The organism is Paeniglutamicibacter selenitireducens (genome assembly GCF_051550675.1).
Lineage (GTDB): Bacteria > Actinomycetota > Actinomycetes > Actinomycetales > Micrococcaceae > Paeniglutamicibacter.
Window position 1 is genome coordinate 1 of the sequence record NZ_JBPULF010000007.1, and the last position, 22,207, is coordinate 22,207.

Annotated in this window: 20 protein-coding genes; 5 read left to right on the forward strand and 15 right to left on the reverse strand. The window is 68.1% G+C overall.

Translation table 11 applies throughout. The features are described from left to right. Positions 1-120: 120 nt before the first annotated feature. The 6 genes from ACSYDW_RS12650 to ACSYDW_RS12675 form a co-directional block, all read right to left on the reverse strand. Entirely contained in the window at positions 121-219 is a 99-nt protein-coding gene (locus ACSYDW_RS12650; protein WP_003792170.1) for a 30S ribosomal protein bS22, read from the reverse strand. A gap of 144 nt (positions 220-363) precedes the next feature. Next, a complete protein-coding gene (locus tag ACSYDW_RS12655) occupies positions 364-576 on the reverse strand; it encodes a helix-turn-helix domain-containing protein (RefSeq protein WP_438339088.1) in 213 nt (70 codons plus the stop codon). Positions 577-772: 196 nt separating this feature from the next. After that, the gene (locus tag ACSYDW_RS12660; protein WP_438339089.1) at positions 773-1,885 is read right to left on the reverse strand and encodes a 3-deoxy-7-phosphoheptulonate synthase; all 1,113 of its coding nucleotides are present in this window, start codon (positions 1,883-1,885) and stop codon (positions 773-775) included. A 378-nt stretch (positions 1,886-2,263) separates the two neighbouring features. Further along, positions 2,264-3,607: an NADP-specific glutamate dehydrogenase gene (gene gdhA, locus ACSYDW_RS12665; RefSeq protein WP_438339090.1), complete on the reverse strand. Its 1,344-nt coding sequence runs from the start codon at positions 3,605-3,607 to the stop codon at positions 2,264-2,266. A gap of 183 nt (positions 3,608-3,790) precedes the next feature. After that, positions 3,791-4,243: an ArsR/SmtB family transcription factor gene (locus tag ACSYDW_RS12670; protein ID WP_438339091.1), complete on the reverse strand. Its 453-nt coding sequence runs from the start codon at positions 4,241-4,243 to the stop codon at positions 3,791-3,793. 57 nt (positions 4,244-4,300) lie between these two features. Beyond that, on the reverse strand, positions 4,301-5,449 hold the full coding sequence (locus ACSYDW_RS12675) for an acetoin utilization protein AcuC (protein WP_438339278.1): 1,149 nt from the start codon (positions 5,447-5,449) through the stop codon (positions 4,301-4,303). A 311-nt stretch (positions 5,450-5,760) separates the two neighbouring features. Between ACSYDW_RS12675 and ACSYDW_RS12680 the strand changes: the two genes are divergently transcribed. Then, positions 5,761-7,128: a TrkH family potassium uptake protein gene (locus tag ACSYDW_RS12680; protein WP_438339279.1), complete on the forward strand. Its 1,368-nt coding sequence runs from the start codon at positions 5,761-5,763 to the stop codon at positions 7,126-7,128. Between the two features lie 25 nt (positions 7,129-7,153). Next, complete coding sequence (locus ACSYDW_RS12685) at positions 7,154-7,792, forward strand: potassium channel family protein (RefSeq protein WP_438339280.1); 639 nt, start codon at positions 7,154-7,156, stop codon at positions 7,790-7,792. A 98-nt stretch (positions 7,793-7,890) separates the two neighbouring features. Here the strand turns inward: ACSYDW_RS12685 and proC are convergent, their stop codons facing one another. The 6 genes from proC to ACSYDW_RS12715 form a co-directional block, all read right to left on the reverse strand. Further along, positions 7,891-8,763 (reverse strand): pyrroline-5-carboxylate reductase, encoded by an 873-nt coding sequence (proC, locus tag ACSYDW_RS12690; protein WP_438339092.1) that lies wholly within the window; start codon positions 8,761-8,763, stop codon positions 7,891-7,893. 37 nt (positions 8,764-8,800) lie between these two features. Next, the gene (locus tag ACSYDW_RS12695; RefSeq protein ID WP_438339093.1) at positions 8,801-9,640 is read right to left on the reverse strand and encodes a sugar phosphate isomerase/epimerase family protein; all 840 of its coding nucleotides are present in this window, start codon (positions 9,638-9,640) and stop codon (positions 8,801-8,803) included. A 23-nt stretch (positions 9,641-9,663) separates the two neighbouring features. After that, positions 9,664-10,689 (reverse strand): Ppx/GppA family phosphatase, encoded by a 1,026-nt coding sequence (locus tag ACSYDW_RS12700; protein WP_438339094.1) that lies wholly within the window; start codon positions 10,687-10,689, stop codon positions 9,664-9,666. A gap of 42 nt (positions 10,690-10,731) precedes the next feature. Next, on the reverse strand, positions 10,732-13,509 hold the full coding sequence (topA, locus tag ACSYDW_RS12705; RefSeq protein ID WP_438339095.1) for a type I DNA topoisomerase: 2,778 nt from the start codon (positions 13,507-13,509) through the stop codon (positions 10,732-10,734). 144 nt (positions 13,510-13,653) lie between these two features. Continuing rightward, positions 13,654-14,289: an ArsR/SmtB family transcription factor gene (locus tag ACSYDW_RS12710; RefSeq protein ID WP_438339096.1), complete on the reverse strand. Its 636-nt coding sequence runs from the start codon at positions 14,287-14,289 to the stop codon at positions 13,654-13,656. A gap of 11 nt (positions 14,290-14,300) precedes the next feature. Next, positions 14,301-15,917 (reverse strand): DUF7059 domain-containing protein, encoded by a 1,617-nt coding sequence (locus tag ACSYDW_RS12715; RefSeq protein WP_438339097.1) that lies wholly within the window; start codon positions 15,915-15,917, stop codon positions 14,301-14,303. 57 nt (positions 15,918-15,974) lie between these two features. On the opposite strand from ACSYDW_RS12715, the gene ACSYDW_RS12720 reads away from it, so the two are divergent. The 3 genes from ACSYDW_RS12720 to ACSYDW_RS12730 all read left to right on the forward strand — a co-directional run bounded on the left by ACSYDW_RS12720 (position 15,975) and on the right by ACSYDW_RS12730 (position 18,098). Next, positions 15,975-16,562: a GNAT family N-acetyltransferase gene (locus tag ACSYDW_RS12720; protein WP_438339098.1), complete on the forward strand. Its 588-nt coding sequence runs from the start codon at positions 15,975-15,977 to the stop codon at positions 16,560-16,562. A 64-nt stretch (positions 16,563-16,626) separates the two neighbouring features. Then, positions 16,627-17,295 (forward strand): SatD family protein, encoded by a 669-nt coding sequence (locus tag ACSYDW_RS12725; RefSeq protein ID WP_438339099.1) that lies wholly within the window; start codon positions 16,627-16,629, stop codon positions 17,293-17,295. Further along, positions 17,292-18,098, forward strand: coding sequence for a hypothetical protein (locus tag ACSYDW_RS12730; RefSeq protein WP_438339100.1), 807 nt, complete (start codon positions 17,292-17,294; stop codon positions 18,096-18,098). Before ACSYDW_RS12725 ends, ACSYDW_RS12730 begins: the two co-directional genes overlap by 4 nt. Positions 18,099-18,168: 70 nt before the next feature. Here ACSYDW_RS12730 and ACSYDW_RS12735 read toward each other — a convergent pair whose 3' ends face one another. From ACSYDW_RS12735 to ACSYDW_RS12745, 3 genes are read right to left on the reverse strand one after another with little or no spacing between them, the layout of a single operon-like run. Beyond that, the gene (locus ACSYDW_RS12735; protein ID WP_438339101.1) at positions 18,169-19,680 is read right to left on the reverse strand and encodes an aldehyde dehydrogenase family protein; all 1,512 of its coding nucleotides are present in this window, start codon (positions 19,678-19,680) and stop codon (positions 18,169-18,171) included. Between the two features lie 56 nt (positions 19,681-19,736). After that, entirely contained in the window at positions 19,737-20,750 is a 1,014-nt protein-coding gene (locus tag ACSYDW_RS12740) for an alcohol dehydrogenase catalytic domain-containing protein (RefSeq protein ID WP_438339102.1), read from the reverse strand. A gap of 6 nt (positions 20,751-20,756) precedes the next feature. Continuing rightward, positions 20,757-22,190 (reverse strand): purine-cytosine permease family protein, encoded by a 1,434-nt coding sequence (locus tag ACSYDW_RS12745; RefSeq protein ID WP_438339103.1) that lies wholly within the window; start codon positions 22,188-22,190, stop codon positions 20,757-20,759. Positions 22,191-22,207: the final 17 nt, after the last annotated feature.

The window sequence follows — 22,207 nt, forward strand, 5'->3', positions numbered from 1 at the left end:
CCCCCGCCCCCCCGCCCCCCCCCGCCCCCCCCCCCCCCCCCCCCCCCCGCGGGGGGCCCCCCCCCCCCCCCCCCCCCACCTCTCTACATGCACGATATCCGGTTGACCCGGAACCGGCATTTACTTCTTATTGCGACGCTGGTGGCGGGTCTTGCGAAGCAACTTGCGGTGCTTCTTCTTGGCCATACGCTTGCGGCGCTTCTTGATAACTGAGCCCATAGTGGTTCCTCACAAACTGATTCGAATGCCGACTACAACTTCTTCGGCACCAAAGCACCAGAATGCAGCCAACTGGACGTTAAACGTTCCTTAATAGGTTACCTGCTTCTCGGGCAGGTTCTGACCACCGGCCAGGACCGGGACCTAGCCGGCGCCGGAAATGGTTCCCAGGCCGGCGGCACGCAGGTAGTCATCGACCGCGTTTTCGGGTACCCGGTAGGACCGCCCGAAACGCACGGCGGGCAGTTCACCCGAATGCACGAGACGGTAAACCGTCATCTTAGATACGCGCATAACATCGGCGACTTCGGCCACCGTCATGAATTTCGCGTTGGCGAAGTGCTTTGCCTCGACCATGACCAGACGCTCCTGACTTTCCCAATGAAGGAGTCGAGACGGTGCGGATTGCCGTCCTCGTTCCTAGTTACAGCAACGCTCCAAAGTAATATTCGTTTCCCCCGCCAACAACTTTAGTGGCTAATGTGACCAAAGTGAATGAACGGTGACCGAGTATTGCGTTGGCCCTAGGCACGGAACCGCCCCATCCGTCCCCCTAGTTCCACGAGGAGCGGACAGCACCGGCCAGTTCCTCGAGCGCCGCTTCGCTTGCCTCCCAGCCCATGCAGGCATCGGTGATCGACTGGCCGTAGGTCAGCTGGTCCAGCACGCCGGCTCCCACCTCCACCGAATCAGGGTCGTGCTTCTGCGCGCCGGGCAGCAGGAAGCTTTCGGCCATGATCCCGGCGATGGTGGTGTCCCCCGCCGCGATGCGTGCCGCCAGCTCGCTGATCACCTCGGCCTGCCGGAGGTGGGATTTGCCCGAGTTCGCGTGGCTGGCATCGACGATCACCCGCGGGTTCATGCCTGCCTTGCCCATGGCGTCGGAAGCAGAGGCAACCTCGCGTTCCCCGAAGTTGGGGCCGTCGGCCCCTCCGCGCAGGATCAGGTGTGCGTCCTGGTTGCCCGCCGTGTGCACGACGGCCGTGCGGCCCGACTCATCGATTCCCATGAACGACTGGGCAGCAGCGGATGCCTGGCATGCGTCGATGGCCACCTGCACCGAACCGTCGGTGCCGTTCTTGAACCCGACGGGCATGGACAGCCCGGAGACCAGCTGCCGGTGGGTCTGGCTTTCGGTGGTGCGGGCCCCGATGGCGCCCCAGCTGATCAGGTCGGCGAGGTACTGGGCGCTCAGCGGCTCCAGGAACTCCGTCGCCAGGGGCAGGCCCAGTGCGCTGGCGGCGAGCATGAATTCGCGCGCGGTGCGCAGGCCTTCGCCCATGTCGTGGCTTCCATCAAGGTGCGGGTCGTTGACCAGGCCCTTCCAACCCACAGTGGTGCGCGGCTTTTCGAAGTAGCTGCGCATGACGACAAGCAATTCGCTCTCGTGCTTCTTGGCTGCTGCCGCAAGGCGGGCTGCGTATTCGAGGCCGGCGGCAGGATCGTGGATCGAGCACGGCCCCACGATGACCAGCAGTCGCTGGTCCAGGCCCGAGAGCACCGCGCGCACTTCCTGGCGGGCCCTGGTGATCCTGTAGGCCTGGGCATCGGTGGTTGGAAGCTCGTTCAGCAGCTCGGCGGGGCTGGGCAACTCGGTGAAGGAAACCACCCGCTCGTTGGTGTTGGCGCGGGCCTGTGCGTCGGCGTTCAGGATGTTCGGGTTCATGGTGGGCCTTTCGATTCCGGCCCTCCTGCTGGGGGCCTAGCGTTCGATGCGGCCCCGGCAATCGCTGCGCATTCTTCAGGGCCGCTATGGTGAAAATAGCGAAGGGCCCACAAGCAATAAGCTTGAGGCCCTTGTCGGCTCTGAAGGTGGGTATGCGAAATTATCGCGTCTTAGGCCCCTCCAGAGCCGACACAAAATACGCATACCAACGATTAGTCATGCTGATCAATGTACAGACAATCCACCACGATGCCCAATTTCGTGACGTATGTGACAGGCCTGGGGCACCGATCCGCCGGAAACGGCACGGGGCGCCGTTACGCAGGGGAAACTAGTCCCCCGCGCAAAGGCGCCCCGCGGACGGTGCGGCATGCGCTGCTAGATGAGGCCTTGGGCCAGCATTGCGTCGGCCACCTTGACGAAGCCGGCGATGTTCGCGCCGGCGACGTAGTTGCCCGGCATTCCGTATTCGTCGGCCGTCTGGGCGCAGCGGTCGTGGATGCCGACCATGATCTCGGTCAGTCGGCGTTCGGTGTGCTCGAAGCTCCACGCATCGCGGCTGGCGTTCTGCTGCATCTCCAATGCGGAGGTGGCAACGCCGCCGGCGTTGGCTGCCTTGCCCGGGCCGAAGAGCACGCCCGCGTCCTGGAAGAGCGAGGTTGCCGCGGCGGTGCACGGCATGTTGGCGCCTTCGGCCACGGCGATGACGCCGGAGTTGATCAGGCGCTTCGCATCGACGTCGTCGAGCTCGTTCTGCGTTGCGCATGGAAGCGCCACCGTTGCATCGACTTCCCAGACGTTGCCGCCCTCGACGTAGTGCGCCTTCTTGGAGCCCGCACGCTCGACGTAGTCGCTGATGCGCCCGCGCTCGACTTCCTTGATCTGGCGCAGCAATTCGACGTCCAGGCCGCGCTCGTCGACGATGTAGCCGGAGGAGTCCGAGGCTGCGACAACCGTCGCACCCAGGAACTGCGCCTTTTCGATGGCGTTGATTGCGACGTTTCCCGATCCCGAAACGACGACGCGCTGGCCCTCGAAGCTGGCCCCGCGGGTCTTGAGCATTTCCTGGGTGAAGATCACGGCGCCGTAGCCGGTGGCCTCCGGGCGGACCAGGGATCCACCCCAGCTGATGCCCTTGCCGGTGAGCACACCTGATTCGTAGCGGTTGGTGATCCGCTTGTACTGGCCGAAGAGGTAGCCGATCTCGCGGCCGCCGACACCGATGTCACCGGCCGGGACATCGGTGTATTCGCCGATGTGGCGGTAGAGCTCGGTCATGAACGACTGGCAGAAGCGCATGACTTCCGCGTCGGACTTGCCGCGCGGGTCGAAGTCGGAGCCGCCCTTGCCGCCGCCGATCGGCATGCCCGTCAGCGAGTTCTTGAAGATCTGCTCGAAGCCCAGGAACTTGACGATGCCCAGGTAGACGGACGGGTGGAAACGCAGTCCGCCCTTGTACGGGCCCAGTGCGGAGTTGAATTCCACACGGAAGCCCCGGTTGATCTGTACACGGCCCTGGTCGTCGGTCCACGGGACACGGAAGATGATCTGGCGTTCCGGTTCGCACAGACGCTGCAGGATGGCAGCCTCGGCGTACTCGGGGTGCTTGCGGGATACCGCCTCGAGGCTTTCGAACACCTCGGTAACCGCCTGGTGGAATTCTGCCTCACCTGGATTACGACGGAATACTTCATCGCGGATGGTTGCTAAATGCTGGTCCAAGTCTTATCTCCTTCTTCACGTGGGGCAGGCACGGGGGCAGGGAATACCGCCATGTCCGGCGACGCTGCCCCACCACCGAGAATGACATGCACCACACTGGGCAACCCAACCGGCCGTAACCAAGGAGCCGGGCGCGCGTAACCTTGCATTTCCGCACGGCGCGCCACGGGGTACCGGAGGAAGCTAGCGCTTGCGGCCGAACTTGGGCTTGGGAAGGCGTTCCAGGAAGTCGTGGGCGCGCCCGGTGACCTGTTCCAGGCCCCTGCCCACGGAGCGGCCCAATTGCTGGGCGGCGACCGTCGCCTGGTGCGGCGCTTCGCTGTGGGCTGCCTCGGGTTCCGCACCGGCAGCGGGGACCAGGGCCATGGCCGGGGCCGGCGGCAGGAAGACCTCGAGCCATTCCTGCAGCGAGGTGAAGGTGGGAAGCTCGAGCGCGTAGAAGCGGCGCTGGCCGTCGGCGCGCATTGAGACAAGGCCCGCCTCGCGCAGCACCTTGAGGTGCTTGGACACCGTGGGCTGGGAAACCCCGAGGGATTCGACAAGGGAGCCGACCGAACGCGGTTCGGAGCGCAGGGAATGAAGGAGCTGGCGCCGGGTGGGGTCTGCCAGTGCGGAGAAGATATCGTCGTGGGCCACCGGACAACCCTAGCCGTAGTGTGCGCCGCTTGGCATCTTTGCCGGTGGCGCGCGGGATCAGTCGAACCAGGGGTCCAGCCCGTGGAGCGGGAAGACTTCCTTGCGGGTGGACATGATGCTGCGGTCCACGGGGTCCGCAGGGTCGTAGCCTACTTCCCAGGAGCGCCACCACAGTTCGGCGTCGTCGCCCATGGTTTCCGGAGTCCAGATTCCATAGCGTTCATGGACGTACTCGCGCCAGGGCTGCGGCACCGCGGTGCGCAGGGGAACCGGCTTGCCCGAGGCGATGGCCACCAGGTGGCTCCAGGCACGCGGCACCACCGAGGTGGTGTTGTACCCGCCGCCACCGGTGGCGATCCAGCGCCCGCCGCACAGGCGGTCGGCGAGTTCGGCGATGTCCAGCGCGTTCTGGCGCTGCCCGTCGATGCTCAGCCGCAGGTTTGTCAGGTCGTCGTCCCGGTGCCCGTCGCAGCCGTGCTGGGAGACGATGACCTCCGGCGCGAATGCCGCTGCCAGCTGCGGGACCACCGCGTGGAAGGCGCGCAGCCAGGCCGCGTCCCCGGTGTGCGGCGGGACCGCGAGGTTCACCGCGGTGCCCGCGGCCCGGGGGCCGCCGATCTCGTTGGCGTACCCGGTGCCGGGGAACAGGGACATGCCCGTTTCGTGGATGGAGATGGTCATGACCCGGGGGTCGTCCCAGAAGATGGACTGCGTGCCGTCGCCGTGGTGGGCGTCGACGTCGATGTACAGGACGCGCTGTACGCCGCCGGCAAGCAGCCGCTCGATGGCCAGCGCCGCGTCGTTGTAGATGCAGAAGCCGCTGGCCTTGCCGGCTGCGGCATGGTGCATGCCTCCGCCGAAATTCACCACGTGCAGCGCCCGTTCACCCAGGACAGCGTCGGCGGCGTCGAGGGAGCCGCCGGCCAGCCGGGCGCTGGCCTCGTGGATTCCCGCGTAGGCGGGGTTGTCCTCGGTGCCCAGGCCCCGGGCCTCGTTGGGGACCTCGGGGTTGGCGCTGACCTCGTGCACCGCGGCGATGTAGGCCCGCTCGTGCACGGCCGCCAATTCGTCGTCGGAGGCCACGTGCGGTTCGATGAGCGTGACGTTCTCCCGCCCGAAAAGCCCGAGTTCCCGGCAGAGGCGGGCCGTCAGGTCCAACCGGAGCGGGTGCATGGGGTGGGTTTCGCTGAAGCGGTAGGCCATCATCTGCTCGCTCCAGACCACCTGGGTCGGTGGCACGGGTCCGGTTACGTCTAGCACCCCCTTAGGCTACGCGATAGGCCCGGGCGATGTGCCCCGGGACACTTCCCGGGTGCGTCGCGGCAGCCGGCAGGGCACCTGCCCGGCGGCGGGGCAACGGGCACGGACCCGACGCCATGGTTTATTGTGGGGTGTTGCGGGAACGATCGCCCGCACCTCGTTTTTCCGAAGACCGGGAGCCGCGCCACACCATGGGTAACATCCCCTCCTTCGAGCCCGCGGGGCGGCAGCCCGCCTCCGTCCCGGCTCGCTGGCGCATGCGTGCCGTCCAATGGCGCAGGGCCACCGCGGAATTCACGGTCCGCTCCCCCGCGCGCCTGGCATTGTTCACCTTTGCCCTGGTCATCGCGATCTTCACCACGCTGCTCTCGCTGCCGGCGGCCTCCGCCAGCGGCCAGTACACCCCGCTGCACGACGCCCTGTTCACCGCGGTCTCCGCCGTCTGCGTCACGGGGCTCACCGTGGTCTCCACAGCGACCCACTGGTCGTTCTTCGGCCAGCTGGTCATGATCATCGGCGTCTTCGTCGGCGGCCTGGGCATCCTCACCCTCGCCTCGGTGCTCTCCCTGGCCGTCTCCAAGCGCCTCGGGGTGCGCGGCAAGCTCATGGCGCAGAACTCCATGAACACCTCGGCGGCCTCCACCCTGGGCGAGGTCGGTTCGCTGCTGCGCATCGTCATCACCACCTCGGTGGCCATCGAGGTGGCCCTGATGCTGATGCTGACCCCGCGCTTCCTGGTCCTCGGGGAGCCCTTCGGCCAGGCACTCTGGCACGGCATCTTCTACTCGATCTCCGCGTTCAACAACGCCGGGTTCACCCCGCACTCCGACGGACTGGTGCCCTACGAAACCGACCTGTGGATCCTGGTTCCGCTGATGCTCGGCGTGTTCCTGGGTTCGCTGGGCTTCCCGGTGGTCATGATCCTGATCGCGCACCGCTTCAACACCAAGAAGTGGACGCTGCACACCAAGCTCACGCTGCTTGTCACCTCCATCCTGCTTGTCGCCGGCAGCCTGCTCTGGGGGCTGGCCGAATGGTCCAACCCCGCGACGATCGGCACCATGGGCACCGGCGACAAGGTCATCCACTCGGTGTTCGCCTCCGTGATGACCCGCTCGGGCGGCTTCAACCTGGTGGACATGAACGAGATGAACCAGGTGACGATGCTGCTCACCGACGCGCTCATGTTCGCCGGCGGCGGTTCGGCCTCCACGGCCGGCGGCATCAAGGTCACCACCATCGCCGTGATGTTCCTGGCGATCTTCGCCGAGGCGCGCGGCGACACCGACGTGCGCGCCTTCGGCCGGCGCATCCCCGAAGGCACCATGCGTGTCGCCATCTCGGTGATCGTGCTCGGCGCGACGCTGGTATCGCTGGCCACCGCGGCACTGCTGGTCATCAGCGGCACGTCCCTGGAGCGCGCGCTCTTCGAGTCGATCTCCGCCTTCGCCACCGTCGGGCTGAGCACCAACCTCTCCGGCGAGCTGCCCCCGGGCGGCAAGTACGTCCTCTCCGCCCTCATGTTTGCCGGACGCATCGGCACCATCACCCTGGCCGCGGCCCTGACGCTGCGCCAGCGCAACCAGCTGTACCACTTCCCGGAAGAGAGGCCGATCATTGGCTGACAAGAAATCAGACCACAACGCCCCGGTGCTGGTCATCGGACTGGGCCGCTTCGGCGCGGCCGTGGCCGAGCAGCTGGTCAAGCAGGGCCGCGAGGTGCTGGCCATCGAGCGCAACCAGGAACTTGTCCAAAAGTGGTCATCGATCCTCACCCACGTGGTGGAGGCAGACGCCACAAACATCGACGCGCTGCGCCAGCTTGGCGCCCAGGACTTCTCCTCCGCCGTGGTCGGGGTTGGCACCTCGATCGAGTCCTCAGTGCTGATCACCGTGAACCTGGTGGACCTGGGCATCGAGCACCTGTGGGTCAAGGCCATCACGCCCTCGCACGGCAAGATCCTCACCCGCATCGGCGCGAACCACGTGATCTACCCGGAGGCCGACGCCGGAGTGCGCGCCGCGCACCTGGTGGGCGGCCGCATGCTGGACTTCATCGAGTTCGACGACGGGTTCGCGATCGTGAAGATGTACCCGCCGAAGGAAACCCAGGGTTTCACGCTCGGCGAGTCCCAGGTCCGCTCCAAGTACGGCGTCACGGTGGTGGGCGTGAAGTCCCCAGGCGAGGACTTCACCTACGCGCAGCCGGACACCAAGGTCACCCGCCGCGACGTGCTGATCGTCTCCGGCCACGTGGACCTGCTCGAACGCTTCGCCGCCCGCCCGTAGGCCGGCGCGACGGATGCCCGGTGTCCCCGGTCCCTGCCTGCTGGCGGGAACCGGGGACACCGGGCATCGTGTGTTAAACCCCGGGCGAGGCCCCGGCGTCAGCCGGCCAGTTCGGCGCTGATCTGCGCGGCGCGCGCCGCGGCCGCCGCCGTGGCGCGCGCCATGACCTGCGGCAGGCCCTCGGCGTCGAAGGTCGCGATGGCGCGCTCGGTGGTGCCGTTGGGGCTCGTCACTGCCTTGCGCATGGCGGCAGGGTCGGCCTGCGGGTCCGCGAGCATCTTTCCCGCCCCGGAGACCGTGGCGCGCGCCAGGTCCATGGCCAGCGCCGGGTCCAGGCCCAGCTCGACCCCGGCCTTGGCCATGGCCTCGACCAGGTAGAACGCGTAGGCCGGGCCGGAGCCGCTGATCGCCGATACCGCGTTCTGTTGGGACTCGGGCACCACGTGCACGATCCCGGAGCCGGAGAGCAGTGCGACGACCTCCGCCAGGGCCTGTTCGGTCACGGTGTCCCCGGCGCTCAGGCCCACGGCGCCCGCCCCGACCATCAGCGGGGTGTTGGGCATGGACCGCACGATTGGCTGGCCGGGGTTCAGGTGCGCGGCCATCATCTCGATCGTGACGGCCGCCGCCACGGAGACCACCACGGCGTTCGGGGCCAGCGCGTCGCGGATCTCGTCGCACAGGGCCTGGATGCCCACCGGCTTGACGCCGAGGAAGACGATGTCCGCACCGGCCACGGCCTGCGTGTTGGCCTCGGGGTTCTCCTCGGCGATGAGCACGTTCACGCCGGTGTCCGCGTGCAGGGCCCCGGCCCTGGCCCCGGAGCGGACCGTGGCGTTCACGGCCTGCGGGTTGTGGCCGGAGGCGATGATACCGCGCAACACCGCCCCGTTCATCGAACCGGTGCCCAGGAAGGCGAGTTTGCGTTCGGACAGGGCAGAGGCATCAGGCACTAAAGTCATAGCGCCCATTCTGTCACGGGCGCGGGGCGTGCGGGCCGCCGCATGGCTAGATCGAGTGCGTCCCGGCTTCGGCCGGCTCTGCCACCGGCTCCAGGTGGCGCCGGGCGAATTCCAGGGTCTCCCCCAGCCAGGCCTCGCGCTCCCCGGCCCCCTTGGCCTTGCGGGTCGAGACCTCGACGGCCACCACCCCGTCCCAGGCCGAGTCGCGCAGGAACTCGATGGCCTCGACGACCGGCTGGGTGCCCAGCCCGGGCACCAGGTGCTCGTCCTTGCCGTTGTCCTTGCCGTCGCACAGGTGCACGTGGCTCAGCCGCTGCCCCAGATCGCGGAAGGCCGCCGCCGAATCCATGTCGGCGATCGCCGAGTGGGAGAAGTCCCAGGTGACGAACTCGTAGGGCTCCGGGATGGGGTTCCAGTGCGGCAGGTACATCTTGGCCTCGCGGCCGCGGGCACGCCACGGGTACATGTTCTCCACGGCGATCTTCACCCCGTACTGCTCCATGATGCGGCGGATGCCGCTGGCGAACTCCGTGGCGTAGGTGCCCTGCCAGCGGAAGGGCGGGTGGGCGACGACCACGTCGCAGCCCACCTCGACGGCCATCGCCGCGGAGGCCTCGATCTTGTTCCAGGCGGTCCCCCACACCTGCTGGGTCAGCAGCAGCGTGGGTGCGTGGATGGCCATGATCGGCTGCTCGTAGCGCTCGGCCAGGCGGTTGAGCGCCGCGGCGTCCTGCGAGATCTGGTTGCCCGTGACAAGCACCTCGATCCCGTCGTAGCCCAGGTCGTGGGAGACCGCGAAGGCGTCATGCACGTTCAGCGGGTAGACCGAGGCGCTCGAGAGGGCAACGGGGATGGGGGCTGTGCTGTTGTTGCTGGATTCGACCATGGACCTGGCCCCTTAATCTTCGGCTAACGAACGGTGCTGCCCTGGGACATCGACACCACGGAGGATGTTCCCAGCGCTACCTCTCCGACTCCCACGCTACTACTGAGTGGGGCGCTGGAGTCAAAAAGGACATGCTCGAAGCGGCGCAGCATCAAGCCCTCGCGAAGCGCCCACGGGCAGATGCGCAGGGACTTCACCTTCAGCGCGCTCATCGCCTCCAGGGCGACGATCGCACCGGCCAGCAGCTGCGGGGCGCGGATCGCCGACACCCCGGGCAGCTCGGCCCGGTCCTCCCAGTTCATGGCGGTCAGCCGGTTGGTCCAGAGCTTCAGCGATTCCGCGCGCAGCACGCGCTTGACGTACGGGCCGTCCGCGCTGGGGGCCGCCCCGGTGATCCGGGCCAGCGAGCGGAAGGTCTTCGAGGTCCCCGTGACGAGCGTGGGCTTGCCGAACTGGCGCAGCTCCGCGACGGGCTCGGCGAGGGTCTCGCGCACGTGGTTGCGCAGCGCCTTGACCTCCTTGATGGAGGGCGGGTCGTGCGGCAGCCATTCGCGGGTCAGCCGCCCGGCGCCCAGCGGCACCGAGTGCGCCAGGGTCGGGAACTCGTCCTGGCCCAGGGCCAGTTCGAAGGAGCCGCCGCCCATGTCCAGGTTCAGGATGGTGTCCGAGCTCCAGCCGAACCAGCGGCGCACCGCGTAGTAGGTCATGCCGGCCTCCTGCTCACCGGTGAGCTCGGTGAGCCGCACGCCGGTTTCGGACACGACGCGCTCGAGCACCGCCTCGCCGTTGGCCGACTCGCGGATGGCCGAGGTGCAGAAGGCCAGCAGGTCCTCCGCGTGGTGGTTTGAGGCGAACTGGGCCGCCTCGTGCACGAAGTCCAGCAGCTCGGCCTGCCCGGCCTCGTTGATGGCGCCGTGCTCGTCGAGGTACTGCACCAGCGACAGCGGGCGCTTGTGCGAGGCGAAGGGCACCGGGCGGGCGCCCGGGTACGCGTCGACAAGCAACAGGTGGACAGTGTTCGACCCGATATCCAGTACGCCCAGCCTCATGGTGTGCCCCTCGCCTTGTGTTCCGCAGCGCGCCCGGCGCCGCTACTTGCTCGTCTTGGCCGTCGCGGCCTTCTTGGCCGGAGCCTTCTTCGCCGGTGCCTTCTTGGCCGTCGTCGCGCTCTTGCGCTTCACCGGGCCCTTGGCGCGCTTGTCCGCCAGCAGCTCGATGGCGCGCTCGCGGGTCAGCTCCTCCAGGGTGGTGTCGCGCGGGATCGTGATGTTGGTGACGCCGTCGGTGATGTACGCACCGAAGCGCCCCTCCTTGACCACGATCTTCTTCTCGGAGACCGGGTCGATCCCGAACTCGGCCAGCGGGGGCACCGCGGCGCGGGCGCCGCGGACCTTGGGCTGCGAGTAGATCTCCAGCGCCTGCTCCAGGGTGATCGTGAAGATCTCCTCCTCGGAGCCGATGGAGCGCGAGTCGCTGCCCTTCTTCAGGTACGGGCCGAAGCGCCCGTTCTGGACGGTGATCTCCTCGCCCTCGGCGTCGGTGCCCAGCACGCGCGGCAGCGAGATGAGCTTGAGCGCGTCCTCGAGCGTGACGGTCTCGACCGTCATCGACTTGAACAGCGAACCGGTGCGCGGCTTGGCCTTGGTCGGCTTCTTCGGCGGCTTCGGCTTGCCGTTCTTGTAGTACTCCACCGGCAGCGCGGCGAGTTCCTCGGCCGTGGGCTCCACGATGACCTCGGTGACGTAGGCGCCGTAGCGCCCGTCCTTGGCCACGATGGTGCGCCCGGTCTCCGGGTCGACGCCGAGCACGCGCTCGGAGGGACCCTGGTTCTCCATGAGCTCGATGGCCTTTTCGGCGGTCAGCTCGTCCGGGGCCAGGTCCTCGGGGACGTTTGCGCGCTGCGGTTCGGTGCCCTCCGGGGCGTCGGCCGGCAGCGGCTTCTCCAGGTAGGGGCCGAACTTGCCCACGCGCAGCACGATGCCCGGGGCGATCTCGATGGAGTTGATGGCGCGGGCGTCGATGTCGCCCAGGTTCTCCACGACGGACTGCAGGCCGGCCTCGCCGGATTCCTCCGAGCCGAAGTAGAAGTCCTTGAGCCAGGCGCTGCGGCCGCGCTGGCCGTGGGCGATCTCGTCGAGGTCGTCCTCGAGGCGCGCCGTGAAGTCGTAGTCGACGTACTTGGCGAAGTGCTCCTCCAGCAGGCGGACCACGGAGAACGCGATCCAGCTGGGCACCAGGGCGCCGCCGCGCTTTGTCACGTAGCCGCGGTCCATGATGGTGGAGATGGTCGGGGCGAACGTGGAGGGACGGCCGATCTCGCGGGCCTCCAGCTCGGCGACGATCGAGGCCTCGGTGTAGCGGGCCGGCGGGGTGGTGGAGTGGCCGATGGCCTCCACGCCGGTGCCGGCCAGCGGGTCGGAGACCTTCAACTGCGGCAGCCGCGCTTCCTCGGCGGCCTCGGCGGCCTCGGCCTCGCGGGCCGCGTCGCGGCCCTCCTCGTAGGCGGCCATGAAGCCGCGGAAGGTGATCACGGTGCCGGAGGCGGAGAATTCGGCGACCTGGCCCGTGGTGGCGGTGCCGGCCAGCTTGACGCTGGCGGTGAAGCCCTTGGCGTCGGACATCTGGGAGGCGACGGTGCGCTTCCAGATCAGCTCGTAGAGGCGGAACTCGTCGGCCGAGAGCGCCGCGCGCACGGTGGCCGGGCGGCGGAAGGAGTCGCCGGCGGGGCGGATGGCCTCGTGGGCCTCCTGCGCGGCGCCGGACTTGGCCTTGTACACGCGCGGCTTCTCCGGGACCGATTCGGGGCCGTAGAGTTCGGCGGCCTGCTTGCGTGCGGCGTTCACCGCCTCGTTGGAGAGGAACACCGAGTCGGTTCGCATGTAGGTGATGTAGCCGTTTTCATACAGGCGCTGGGCTACCTGCATTGTCGACTTGGAGCTCCAGCGCAGCTTGCGCGAGGCTTCCTGCTGCAGCGTCGAAGTGGTGAAGGGTGCGGCCGGGCGGCGCGTGTAGGGCTTCTCGTCGATACCGGTGACGGCGAAGTCGGCATCGGCAAGGCCCTCGGCAAGCGCCTTGGCCTTGACCTCGTCCAAGTGCGCGACGGAGCCGGACTTGGGAGTCTTCAGTTCGCCGCGGTCGGTGAAGTCGCGGCCCGAGGCCACGCGGGCGCCGTCGACGGAGGAGAGCTTCGCGCCGAAGCTCTCGCCGTTGGCGGTGGCGAAGGTGCCGGTGAGGTCCCAGTAGGAGGCGCTGCGGAAGGCCATGCGCTCGCGTTCGCGCTCCACGACCAGGCGGGTCGCCACGGACTGCACGCGGCCGGCGGAGAGGCCGCGTGCGACCTTGCGCCAGAGCACCGGGGAGATCTCGTAGCCGTAGAGGCGGTCAAGCACGCGGCGGGTTTCCTGGGCATCGACGAGGTCGGTGTCCAGCTCGCGGATGTTCTCCATGGCACGGTTGATGCCCTCTTGGGTGATTTCCGTGAAGGCCATGCGGTAGACGGGGACCTTGGGCTTGAGCACCTGGAGCAGGTGCCACGCGATGGCTTCGCCTTCGCGGTCCGCATCGGTTGCGAGGTAGAGGGCGTCTGCCTCTTTGAGCTTGGCCTTGAGTTCGGCGACGCGCTTCTTCTTGTCCGGGTAGACGACGTAGTACGGCTCGAAGTCGTTCTCGATGTCGACGGCGAACTTGCCCAGCGACGTCTTCTTCAGTTCCGCCGGCAGCTCCGAGGGCTGTGGCAGATCCCGGATGTGCCCCACCGAGGCGTCGACTTCAAAGCCCTCGCCCAGGTACTTGGCGATGGACTTGCTTTTTGCCGGGGACTCCACGATGACGAGTTTTTTTCCGGTCTTTTCTTTGGCCTTGGCGGGCACGGTACTCCTATTAGCAACCAGGGGTGCGCCAAAGTGGGCGCACTGCACATTCCCTGCTCTAGGTTAGCCGCAATCCGGCGAACCTAGGCAAGTGCCCTTCCGGAACGCCGGTGCGCGTCCGGTCGGCGCGGGACCTGCACCGGGTCATTCCTCCCGGATTTCCTCGAGGAAGGAGAGCATGTAGTACAGGCGCTCCCCGTCGACGCCGCGTTCCTCGGGCTCGGCCTTTCCCTCGTATTCATAGAGCAGGTCGTAGACCCGGGCGATGAATTCCTTGCGGTGCTTGGCCGAGAGGAAGACCATGCCGGTGGTGAGCATGGGGGGCCGGTCCGGGTCCGGCACGATGCCCGCGACGCGTTCCTTGTCACGCCGCGTGATTTCCGCCGAGAGCCGGTCCCGGAACGCGTTGAGTTGCACGTTCAGGTAGGCGTTCTTGGCGGAGGCGGAGTCGGCCAGGGAGCCGAGCACCAGCTCGTCCCCGGCTGCCTTCCACCGGCGCTCGCGGCCGTCGCCCTCGTTGGCGGCACGCATGACGTAGCCGTACTTCTCCAGGGCGCGCAGGTGGTAGCTCATGGCGCTCGGCGTGAGGTTGCAGCGCGAGGCGAGCTCGGTGGCGGTCCGCGTCGACTGTGACGCGAAAAGCTCCTCAAGCACTGTCAGCCGCGCTTCATGAGCGAGCGCACGGATGGCCTGGGGGTCGCTGATCGTCACCGTTTTGGCGGGCGTATGGGTGCGCGGCGCGGAATTCTCCGCACCGTTCCCGGATGTGTTCTGGCTCATGTCAAAAAACTTTAGCGGTTGTTTCGCATCTCCAACAGAAAGCCCCGTCGAATAAGTCGCACGACTCCCTCATTAAGTCGCGCGACGAAGTCCGGGTCTCCTTCCCCGAGCAGCGAATCCAGCGCCCCGACCAGGGCCGAGACGCTCAGGTCCCCGTCGCAGGCCGAAACGAATCCGGCCAGCGCGGTGTCCATGAGTTCGGTGCGGCGCAGCCCGGCGCCCTGGCGCAGCAGGATCACCCCGGGGTGCTCGGCGCCCGGCCGCTGGTGGCGTTCCTCGGTGACGTCCTCTGCCACGACCAGGTGCGCATCGCCCATCGATCCGGCCTGAAGCGCGTCGGCCGTGTCGATGGCCCGGCCCAGGTACGGGCCGATGGGCTGCTCGATCGGGTAGGTGATCTCCTCGAACAACCGGCCCACCGGCCGCCGCGAGGGATCGGCCGGGCGGCGCAGCCACACCATGCCGAAGCCGATGGCCGCAACGTCGCGGGAGGCGAAGTCCTCAAGGTAGGCGACATACTGCTCGGCGAAGGCCTCTTGGTCGCGGGACTGCGACGCGTCGCGCAGCCAGGTCTCGGCGTACTGCGTGGGGGTGACCGATTCGCGCTGGATGAACCAGGCCTCGGTGTCCCCCGGAAGCCAGGACCGCGGCCCGGCGCTCCAGTCGAGCGCGGCCCCGGCGTCGGCGGGTTCGGCGATCTCCCAGTTGGCGAGCATCTGGGCCGTTCCCCCGGGGGCCAGGATTCCGGGCAATTCCCGCACCAGCGTGGCCACGAGGCTGTCCCCGGGCATGCCGCCGTCGCGGTAGGTGAAACGGTCGTCGGCCGTCTCGCCGGACCGGCGCGGGGTGATCACGAACGGCGGGTTCGAGACGACCAGGTCGAAGTGCTCCCCCGCGACGGGTTCCAGCAGGCTGCCCAGGCGCAGCTGGACCCTGTCCCCGAGGTTTTCCGGGTCGATCCCGAGCGCCGCGTGGTTGAGCAGCAGGTTGAAGCGGGCGAAGCCCAGGGCGCGTTCGGAGATGTCGGTGGCAATGACCCGGCGCACGTGCGAGAGCAGGTGGAAGACCTGGATGCCGCATCCCGTGCCCAGGTCCAGGGCGGTTTCCACGCTCGGGCGGATGGTGGTCTGCGCCAGCGTCAGCGACGCCTGCCCGATGCCCAGCACGTGGTCGTGGCGCAGCACGCCGGGGCGCTGGTGCGCGCCCAGGTCGCTGGCCACCCAGATTTCGGCGTCCGCGTCCGAGGCATGCGGGCGCACGTCCACCCGGGCCCGCCACCTGCCACCGGCTCCCGGTGCCGACTCAAGCAGCCCCAGCTCGACAAGCCCGTCCAGGCCGAGCGCCGGGAAGGCGGCGGCGACCTCGGATTCATCGGACTCCCCGCCCAGCATGAACAGCCCGAGCATCGTCCCCAGCACCGTGGGCCGCGGCTGCGCGGCAATCAGGCGCAGGGCCGGGATCAGCTGGTCGCGCATCAGGGCCTCGTGCGCCACCTCGCCGAGGAACTCGATGATGGCCTCGTGGACGAATTGCCCCTCCGCCAGGTCTTGGGCCAGGGCGTCAAGCAGCTGCTGGTCGTCGCTGCGCGGGGCGTCGGGAACACGGGAATGGTTTGCTGGGGAAGTCACGCCCCCAAGTCTAGCCAGCCGGAAATGGCACGCCGGAATGAACCTATGATGTATTCCATGATTGAGGTCACCACCACGTATTTGCAGCAGCTATCCCCTTCCGGGCTCGTCGCGTCCTCGCGTCCGTTGCCGGCCGGCGCGCGGATCGAGCTGGCCCGGGAGATCAGCCCGGAGTTCAGCAGGTTCCTCTACCAGGGGGTGGGCAGCGACCTGAACTGGGCCGACAGGCTCACGTTGACCCGTGCACAGTGGGAGGCGCTGATGCGCACCGACGGCACCGAGACCCACGTGCTTTATGTCGACGGGGCCCCCGGAGGTTACGTGGAGCTGGTGGCCCGCCACGCCGAGGGCGGCACCGAGGTGGAGATCATGTACTTCGGCCTCTTCCCCCGGTGCATCGGCCGCGGCCTGGGCGGGGCGCTGCTCACCGAGGGCATCGCCCGGGCCTGGGACCTCGACGCCCGGTGCCCCGGCTTCGCCCCCGTGACCCGCGTCTGGGTGCACACCTGCTCCCTTGACGGTCCCGCGGCGATCGCCAACTACGAGGCCCGTGGCCTGCGCGTTTTCCGCACCGAGACCGAGCAGCTGGTGCCGGGCGACGGAACCGCGGGGTTGTGGCCGGAGGACCTTCAGGCCGCGCGGTGACCGCCGCCCCGCGATATCAGTAGGGGGCTTATATTTCCCCGGGCATGAGCCGTACCCTCGGGGCATGGGATCGAGCGACCCGGTATTCCCGGTCATCATGGACATCGTGGATTCGCGCCGGCTCGCCGACCGCGACCTGGCGCAGGCAGCCATCGAGTCCGCCTGCGCCGCCGTGGGGCGCCGCTGGCCCGCACTCCAAGGGTGGCAGGCCACGGTCGGGGACGAGTTCCAGGCCGTCTACGCCACGCTGAACCAGGCCCTGTGCGCAACGGCCATGCTGCGCCTGGGCCTGCCGGAGGACGTCGACTGCCGGTTCGGGATAGGCCGCGGCGTGATCCGCCACGTCCCCTCGGTATCCGCCGCGAGCATCCAGGACGGCCCCGGGTGGTGGGCCGCACGCGCAGCCATCGACGAGGCGCGGCAGCGTGAAAAGGCGAGGAACCCCGCACTGCGCACCTGGTTCCACGACTCCGGCGGCGACCCCGGCGGCACGGCCCTCACCAACGCGTACCTGCTCTCCCGCGACCAACTGCTCACCTCGCTCCACCCCCGGACCCGCCGCTACGCCTTCGGCCTGCTCGGCGGCGGCACGCAGCGCTCGATCGCCGGCACGGAGGGCGTCACCCAGTCCGCGGTGTCCCAGGCGCTGGGGAACCCGGGGGCCGGCGCGCTGCTCGCCACCCTGGAGCTGCTGGAAGCCACGGCGGGTCCCGGCACCCGGGAGCCGGCATGAGCACCGTTGCGCTCCTGCTGGCCATGATCGGCATCGCGGACCTGACCCGGGTGCTGGTGCTCGACAGGTACGCACCCGCCGGCACCGGCGCCCCCGGCGAGATGTCCCCGGCCCCCGCCATGGACCCGCGCGGAACCCGGCTAGCGGTGCTGCTCGTGTGCGTCTTCTGGGCCGCCATGCTCTGCGTCTCCGTCGGCCTGCTGGGCACGGGCTGGGGATGGGCGCTGGCCGCCACGGCGCTGGCCTCCGGCTGGTTGGCCACCACCACCGGGCGGGAGGAGGCCGCCGCCCGCCATCGCCTGTGGCCCGCCCTGGGGGTGCTGCTGGGCACCGTGGCCTTCGCCGTGCTCGACACCGGCGACCCTTCGTCCGGCACCCCGGCGGCCACCTGGCACGACACCCTGGCACCCGGCTGGGTCCGCGGCATCCCGCTGCCCACGATCCTGGTGTCCCTGGGCGTGGGGCTGTTCCTCATCGAAAGCTCGAACATCGTGGTACGCAGCGCCCTGCGCCCGGGCAGCATCCGCCGCCGGGGCGCGCGGGCCGAGGCGCCCCGGCCCCTGCCTGACCTGCGCGGGGGCCGGCTCATCGGCCCGCTGGAGCGTCTCGGCGTGCTCACCCTGGTCCTCGCCGGCATGCCCGGCCTTGTCGCGGCGCTCATCGCGGCCAAGGGAATCGTCCGCTTCCCCGAGATCTCCAACGACGGGGCCACCGGCTCCAAGGCCGAGTACTTCCTGGTGGGCAGCCTGTTCAGCTGGGGGCTCGCGCTGGCCGGGGCCGGGCTGGTCCGCATCTCCGGCTGAGCTCCCGCGCACGCAAGGCGGCGGCGCCCCGATCACCTCGGGGCACCGCCGCCTCATCCCTCCTCATCCGCTAGGACAGCGTGATCCACACGGTCTTGGTCTCCGTCACGGAGTCCAGCTGCTCGGGGCCCAGGTCGCGGCCGAAGCCCGAGTTCTTGAACCCGCCGAACGGCATCGCCGGGTCGATCGAGCTCTGCGCGTTGACGTACACCGAGCCGGCCTTGAGCACCTTGGTCAGGCGGTGCACGCGGTTCAGGTTCTGCGAGTAGATCGTTGCGGCAAGCCCGTACTGGTTGTCGTTTGCCAGTTCGACGGCTTCCTCCTCGGTGGTGAAGCGCTGGGCCACCAGCACCGGGCCGAAGATCTCCTCCTGCACGATCGCCATCGAGTTGTTGCAGTCCCCGAAGATCGTCGGCTCGATGAAGTAGCCGGCCCGCTCAAGCCGCTTGCCGCCGCACAGCAGCGTTGCACCCTCCTCGATACCGGTCCGGATGTATCCCATGACCGAGTCGCACTGGTTCTCGGAGACCACAGGCCCGATGGTGCTTGCCGGGTCCAGGCCCGGGCCCGGGATCCAGCCCTTCGCGTTTTCCACGAGCTTGCCCATGAACTCGTCGTACACCGAATCCTCCACATACAGCCGGGACCCGGCGTCGCAGATCTGCCCGGCGTTGAAGAAGATGCCCAGGGCGACCTCTTCCACCGCCTTGTCAAGGTCAGAGTCGGCGAAGACCAGCACCGGGGACTTGCCCCCGAGCTCGAGGGTCATGCGGGTGAGGTTCTCCAGCGCCGCATGCCCCACCGACTTGCCCGTGGCCGTCGAGCCGGTGAAGGTGACCTTGTCGATCCCCCGGTGCGCGGCCAGCGCCGCCCCGACGGTCGAGCCCCTGCCGGTGAGGATGTTCACGACGCCGGCGGGGATCCCGGCCTCGGCGACCAGCTCCGCGAAGCGCAGGGTCGACAGCGAGGTGACCTCCGGCGGCTTGACCACCGTGGTGCATCCGGCGGCCAGCGCCGCGCCCAGCTTCCAGGCCAGGGTCTGCAGCGGGAAGTTCCACGGCACAATCACGCCCACCACGCCCACGGGTTCCTTCCGGGTGTAGGTGACGTAGTCCCCGGGCAGCCCCGCGGCCTCGCCGCTGCGCCCGGAGATCTTCGAGGCCCAGCCGGCAAAGTACCGGTAGGTGTCGATGGTGCCCTGGATGTCCATCTCGGCCTCGGCCAGCGGCTTTCCCACGTCGATGGATTCAAGCACCGAGAGCTCTGCGGTGTTCGCCTCGATCAGGTCCGCCAGCTGGTGCAGCAGGCTCTCGCGCTCCAGCGGGGTGAGCCGGCTCCAGGTGCCGCCGTCGAATTCGCGGCGGGCCGCCGCGACGGCCCGGTCCAGGTCCTCCACGGTGGCGCTGGCCAGGGTGGAGACCACCTGCGTGGTCGAGGGTTCGATGACGGGAACCGTGGCGCCGTCGGAGGCGTCCACCCACTCGCCGTCGATGAACAGCCGGTGCGACCTCGCCAGGAAGCTGCGGACCGGGGCCGGGACCTGGTAGGTGTCGAAATAGGTTTCAGCGATGTCGATGCTCATCAGGGGGTCCTTCTGGGTTTCGTGGTGGGAAAGCTGAGGGGTGGTGGGGGTGGAGGCTAGAACCGCACGACCAGGCGGCCGTCGGCGTCCCCGGCGTCGAGGCGGCGGAACGCCTCGTTGATGGCGCCGAATTCCATGGTCTCGATGGTGGAGTGCACCAGCCCGTCCTTGGCCAGCTGCATGACCTGGTCGCGCTCCAGGCGGGTGCCATCGGCGCTGCCGATGATGGTGATGCCCAGGTCGATCAGTTCCGCCGCCTTGAACGTGAAAGGGTTGTTCGGCAGGGCCACCTGGATGAACCGTGCCGTCGGTGCCGCAAGGGTGAACATGGTGCGGAGCACCTGCGGCGAGGGTGCGAAGCTCAGCAGCGCATCGGCGCCGCCGAGTTCGCGGATCGCCTTCTCGGCCTCCTCGCCCGGTGCGTAGGCGGCGTGGGCGCCGAGCCGCTTGGCGGTTTCCAGCTTCTTGGGGTCCAGGTCGATGCCCACGACCTTGGCGCCGAAGAGCTTGGCGAACTGGATGGCGTACTGCCCCAGGCCACCGAGGCCGAAGACGACGACCACTGACCCGGGCTCGATGTTGGCCTTGCGCACCGCGCTGAAGGCCGTGACGCCGGCACAGAGCAGCGGGCAGGCTTCCTCGGAGGAGAGCTCCCCGGGGATGTGCGTGACCCAGTCGGCGGGGGCCACGATGTACTGTGCGAAGCAACCCTCGACGTGGACGCCGGTGGCCTGGCTGTTCTGGCAGTAGGTTTCCAGGCCCCTGCGGCATTCGCGGCAGTTGCCGCAGGCGGAGTAGACGAAGCCGACCCCGACGCGCTCGCCGGCGGTCAGTTCCACTCCCTCGCCCACCGCGACGATCGAGCCGACGCCCTCGTGGCCCAGGATGGCGGGCTTGGGGCGCGGGAGCTCGTCCTCGCCCTTCCAGAAGTGCACGTCGGTGTGGCAGACCCCGCAGCTTTCCATCTTGACGAGGACCTCGCCCTTGCCGGGCCGGGGAATGGCGGTTTCGCGGATTTCCAGGGGGCTGTTGTCTTCGGTGAAGTAGGCGGCCAACATGGTTTCAGTCATCGTAATTCAGCTCCTTGTGAGGGTTTTGGCTGGGGCGCCCGGGTAACCGCCCAGGCCGCGGGGTACAACGAACAATGCGGAGAGTGCCCAGTAGGCGATTCCCGCCACAGCTGCCGCGAGCAGCGAGGCGGTCGTGTAGCGGAAGTATCCGGTGTGTTCAAAACTCAGTGGGTTGAAGGTGACGGTGAAGACCGCGATGCCGATGAGCGTCGCCGCCATCGAGGCGATGTTGTATCCACCGGTGAAGTAGTAGACCGAGGATTTGTCCTCGATGAAGAGTTCCTTGAGGTCCACCCGCTGCTTGCGCAGGAGGAAGTAGTCGACGAGCATGATCCCGGTCAGCGCGCTGTATATGGCTGCGGTCCACACCAGGAAGGTCATGAACCCGTCGTAGAGGCCCGGGATGGCGAACATGACGATGACCGGGACGATGCAGAAGCCGTAGACGATCCATTCCCACGAGACGTTCCTGAACAGCGCCCCGAACATCTGCCGGAGCCCCACCACCGCCGTGTAGAGGATGTTCGCCATGCTGGTGATGTTGGCGAAGGCGATGAACACCAGCACGATGGCGCTCATCCACAGGCCGCCGGTTTCGGCCATCCACTGCGTCGGGTCGGCGTTTCCGTACTTGACGGCGCCGATGAGCCCCACGGCCTCGCCGAGGCTGGCGGCGAAGCCGATGCCGATCAGGTTGGGCCAGAACGCGGTGCGTTCGTTCTTGGTGATGCGGGACAGGTTGCCGATGTAGGGCCACCAGGAGAATCCGGCGGCGATGTTGATTTCGACGGCGATCATGAAGTTCACCGCGTCCGAGTCGAACGGGCGGGCCAGCGCCTCAAGGGCGAGCAGGTCCGCCAACGAGGAATCGGAGAGGAACAACCAGATCATGAAGCCCATGACCAGGATCAGGGCCGGCGCGACAATGACGTTGAACAGCTTGATGGAGGTCGGGCCCTTGGCCACGATGTAGGCCGTCAGCGCGATGGCGACGATCGTGATGACGTAGATGTACGGTGCGTTCGGGTCCGGTTCCCTGTCGCTGACGACGCTGATCGCGGAGTCGATCGACCTGCCGAACATTGTCCCCAGCACCACCAGCCAGCCGACCGTCAGCAGGATCATGGCGACCGTGTAGATCACCCGGCTGCCGTTGTGGCCGAACACGCTGCGCATGAACGTGTACTGCTCGGTCCCGTACTTGCCGGCGCTCACCGAAACGGCGAGCCCCACCAGCAAGACCCCCAGGACGTTGCCCAGGATGATGGCGAGGAGGCCGCCCTTCACGTCGACGACGAGCGCCAGCGACCCTCCGATGAGAAAGCCCCAGGTGGCAATCGCGAGGGCGGCGTTCGCCCACGTGTATTCCCAGAATCCCCACAGCCGCTTGGCCGGCGGCAACGGGGCCCTTCCTCGTTCTGCTTCAATGGTGTAGTCCATTGGGAATCCTCTGTGAT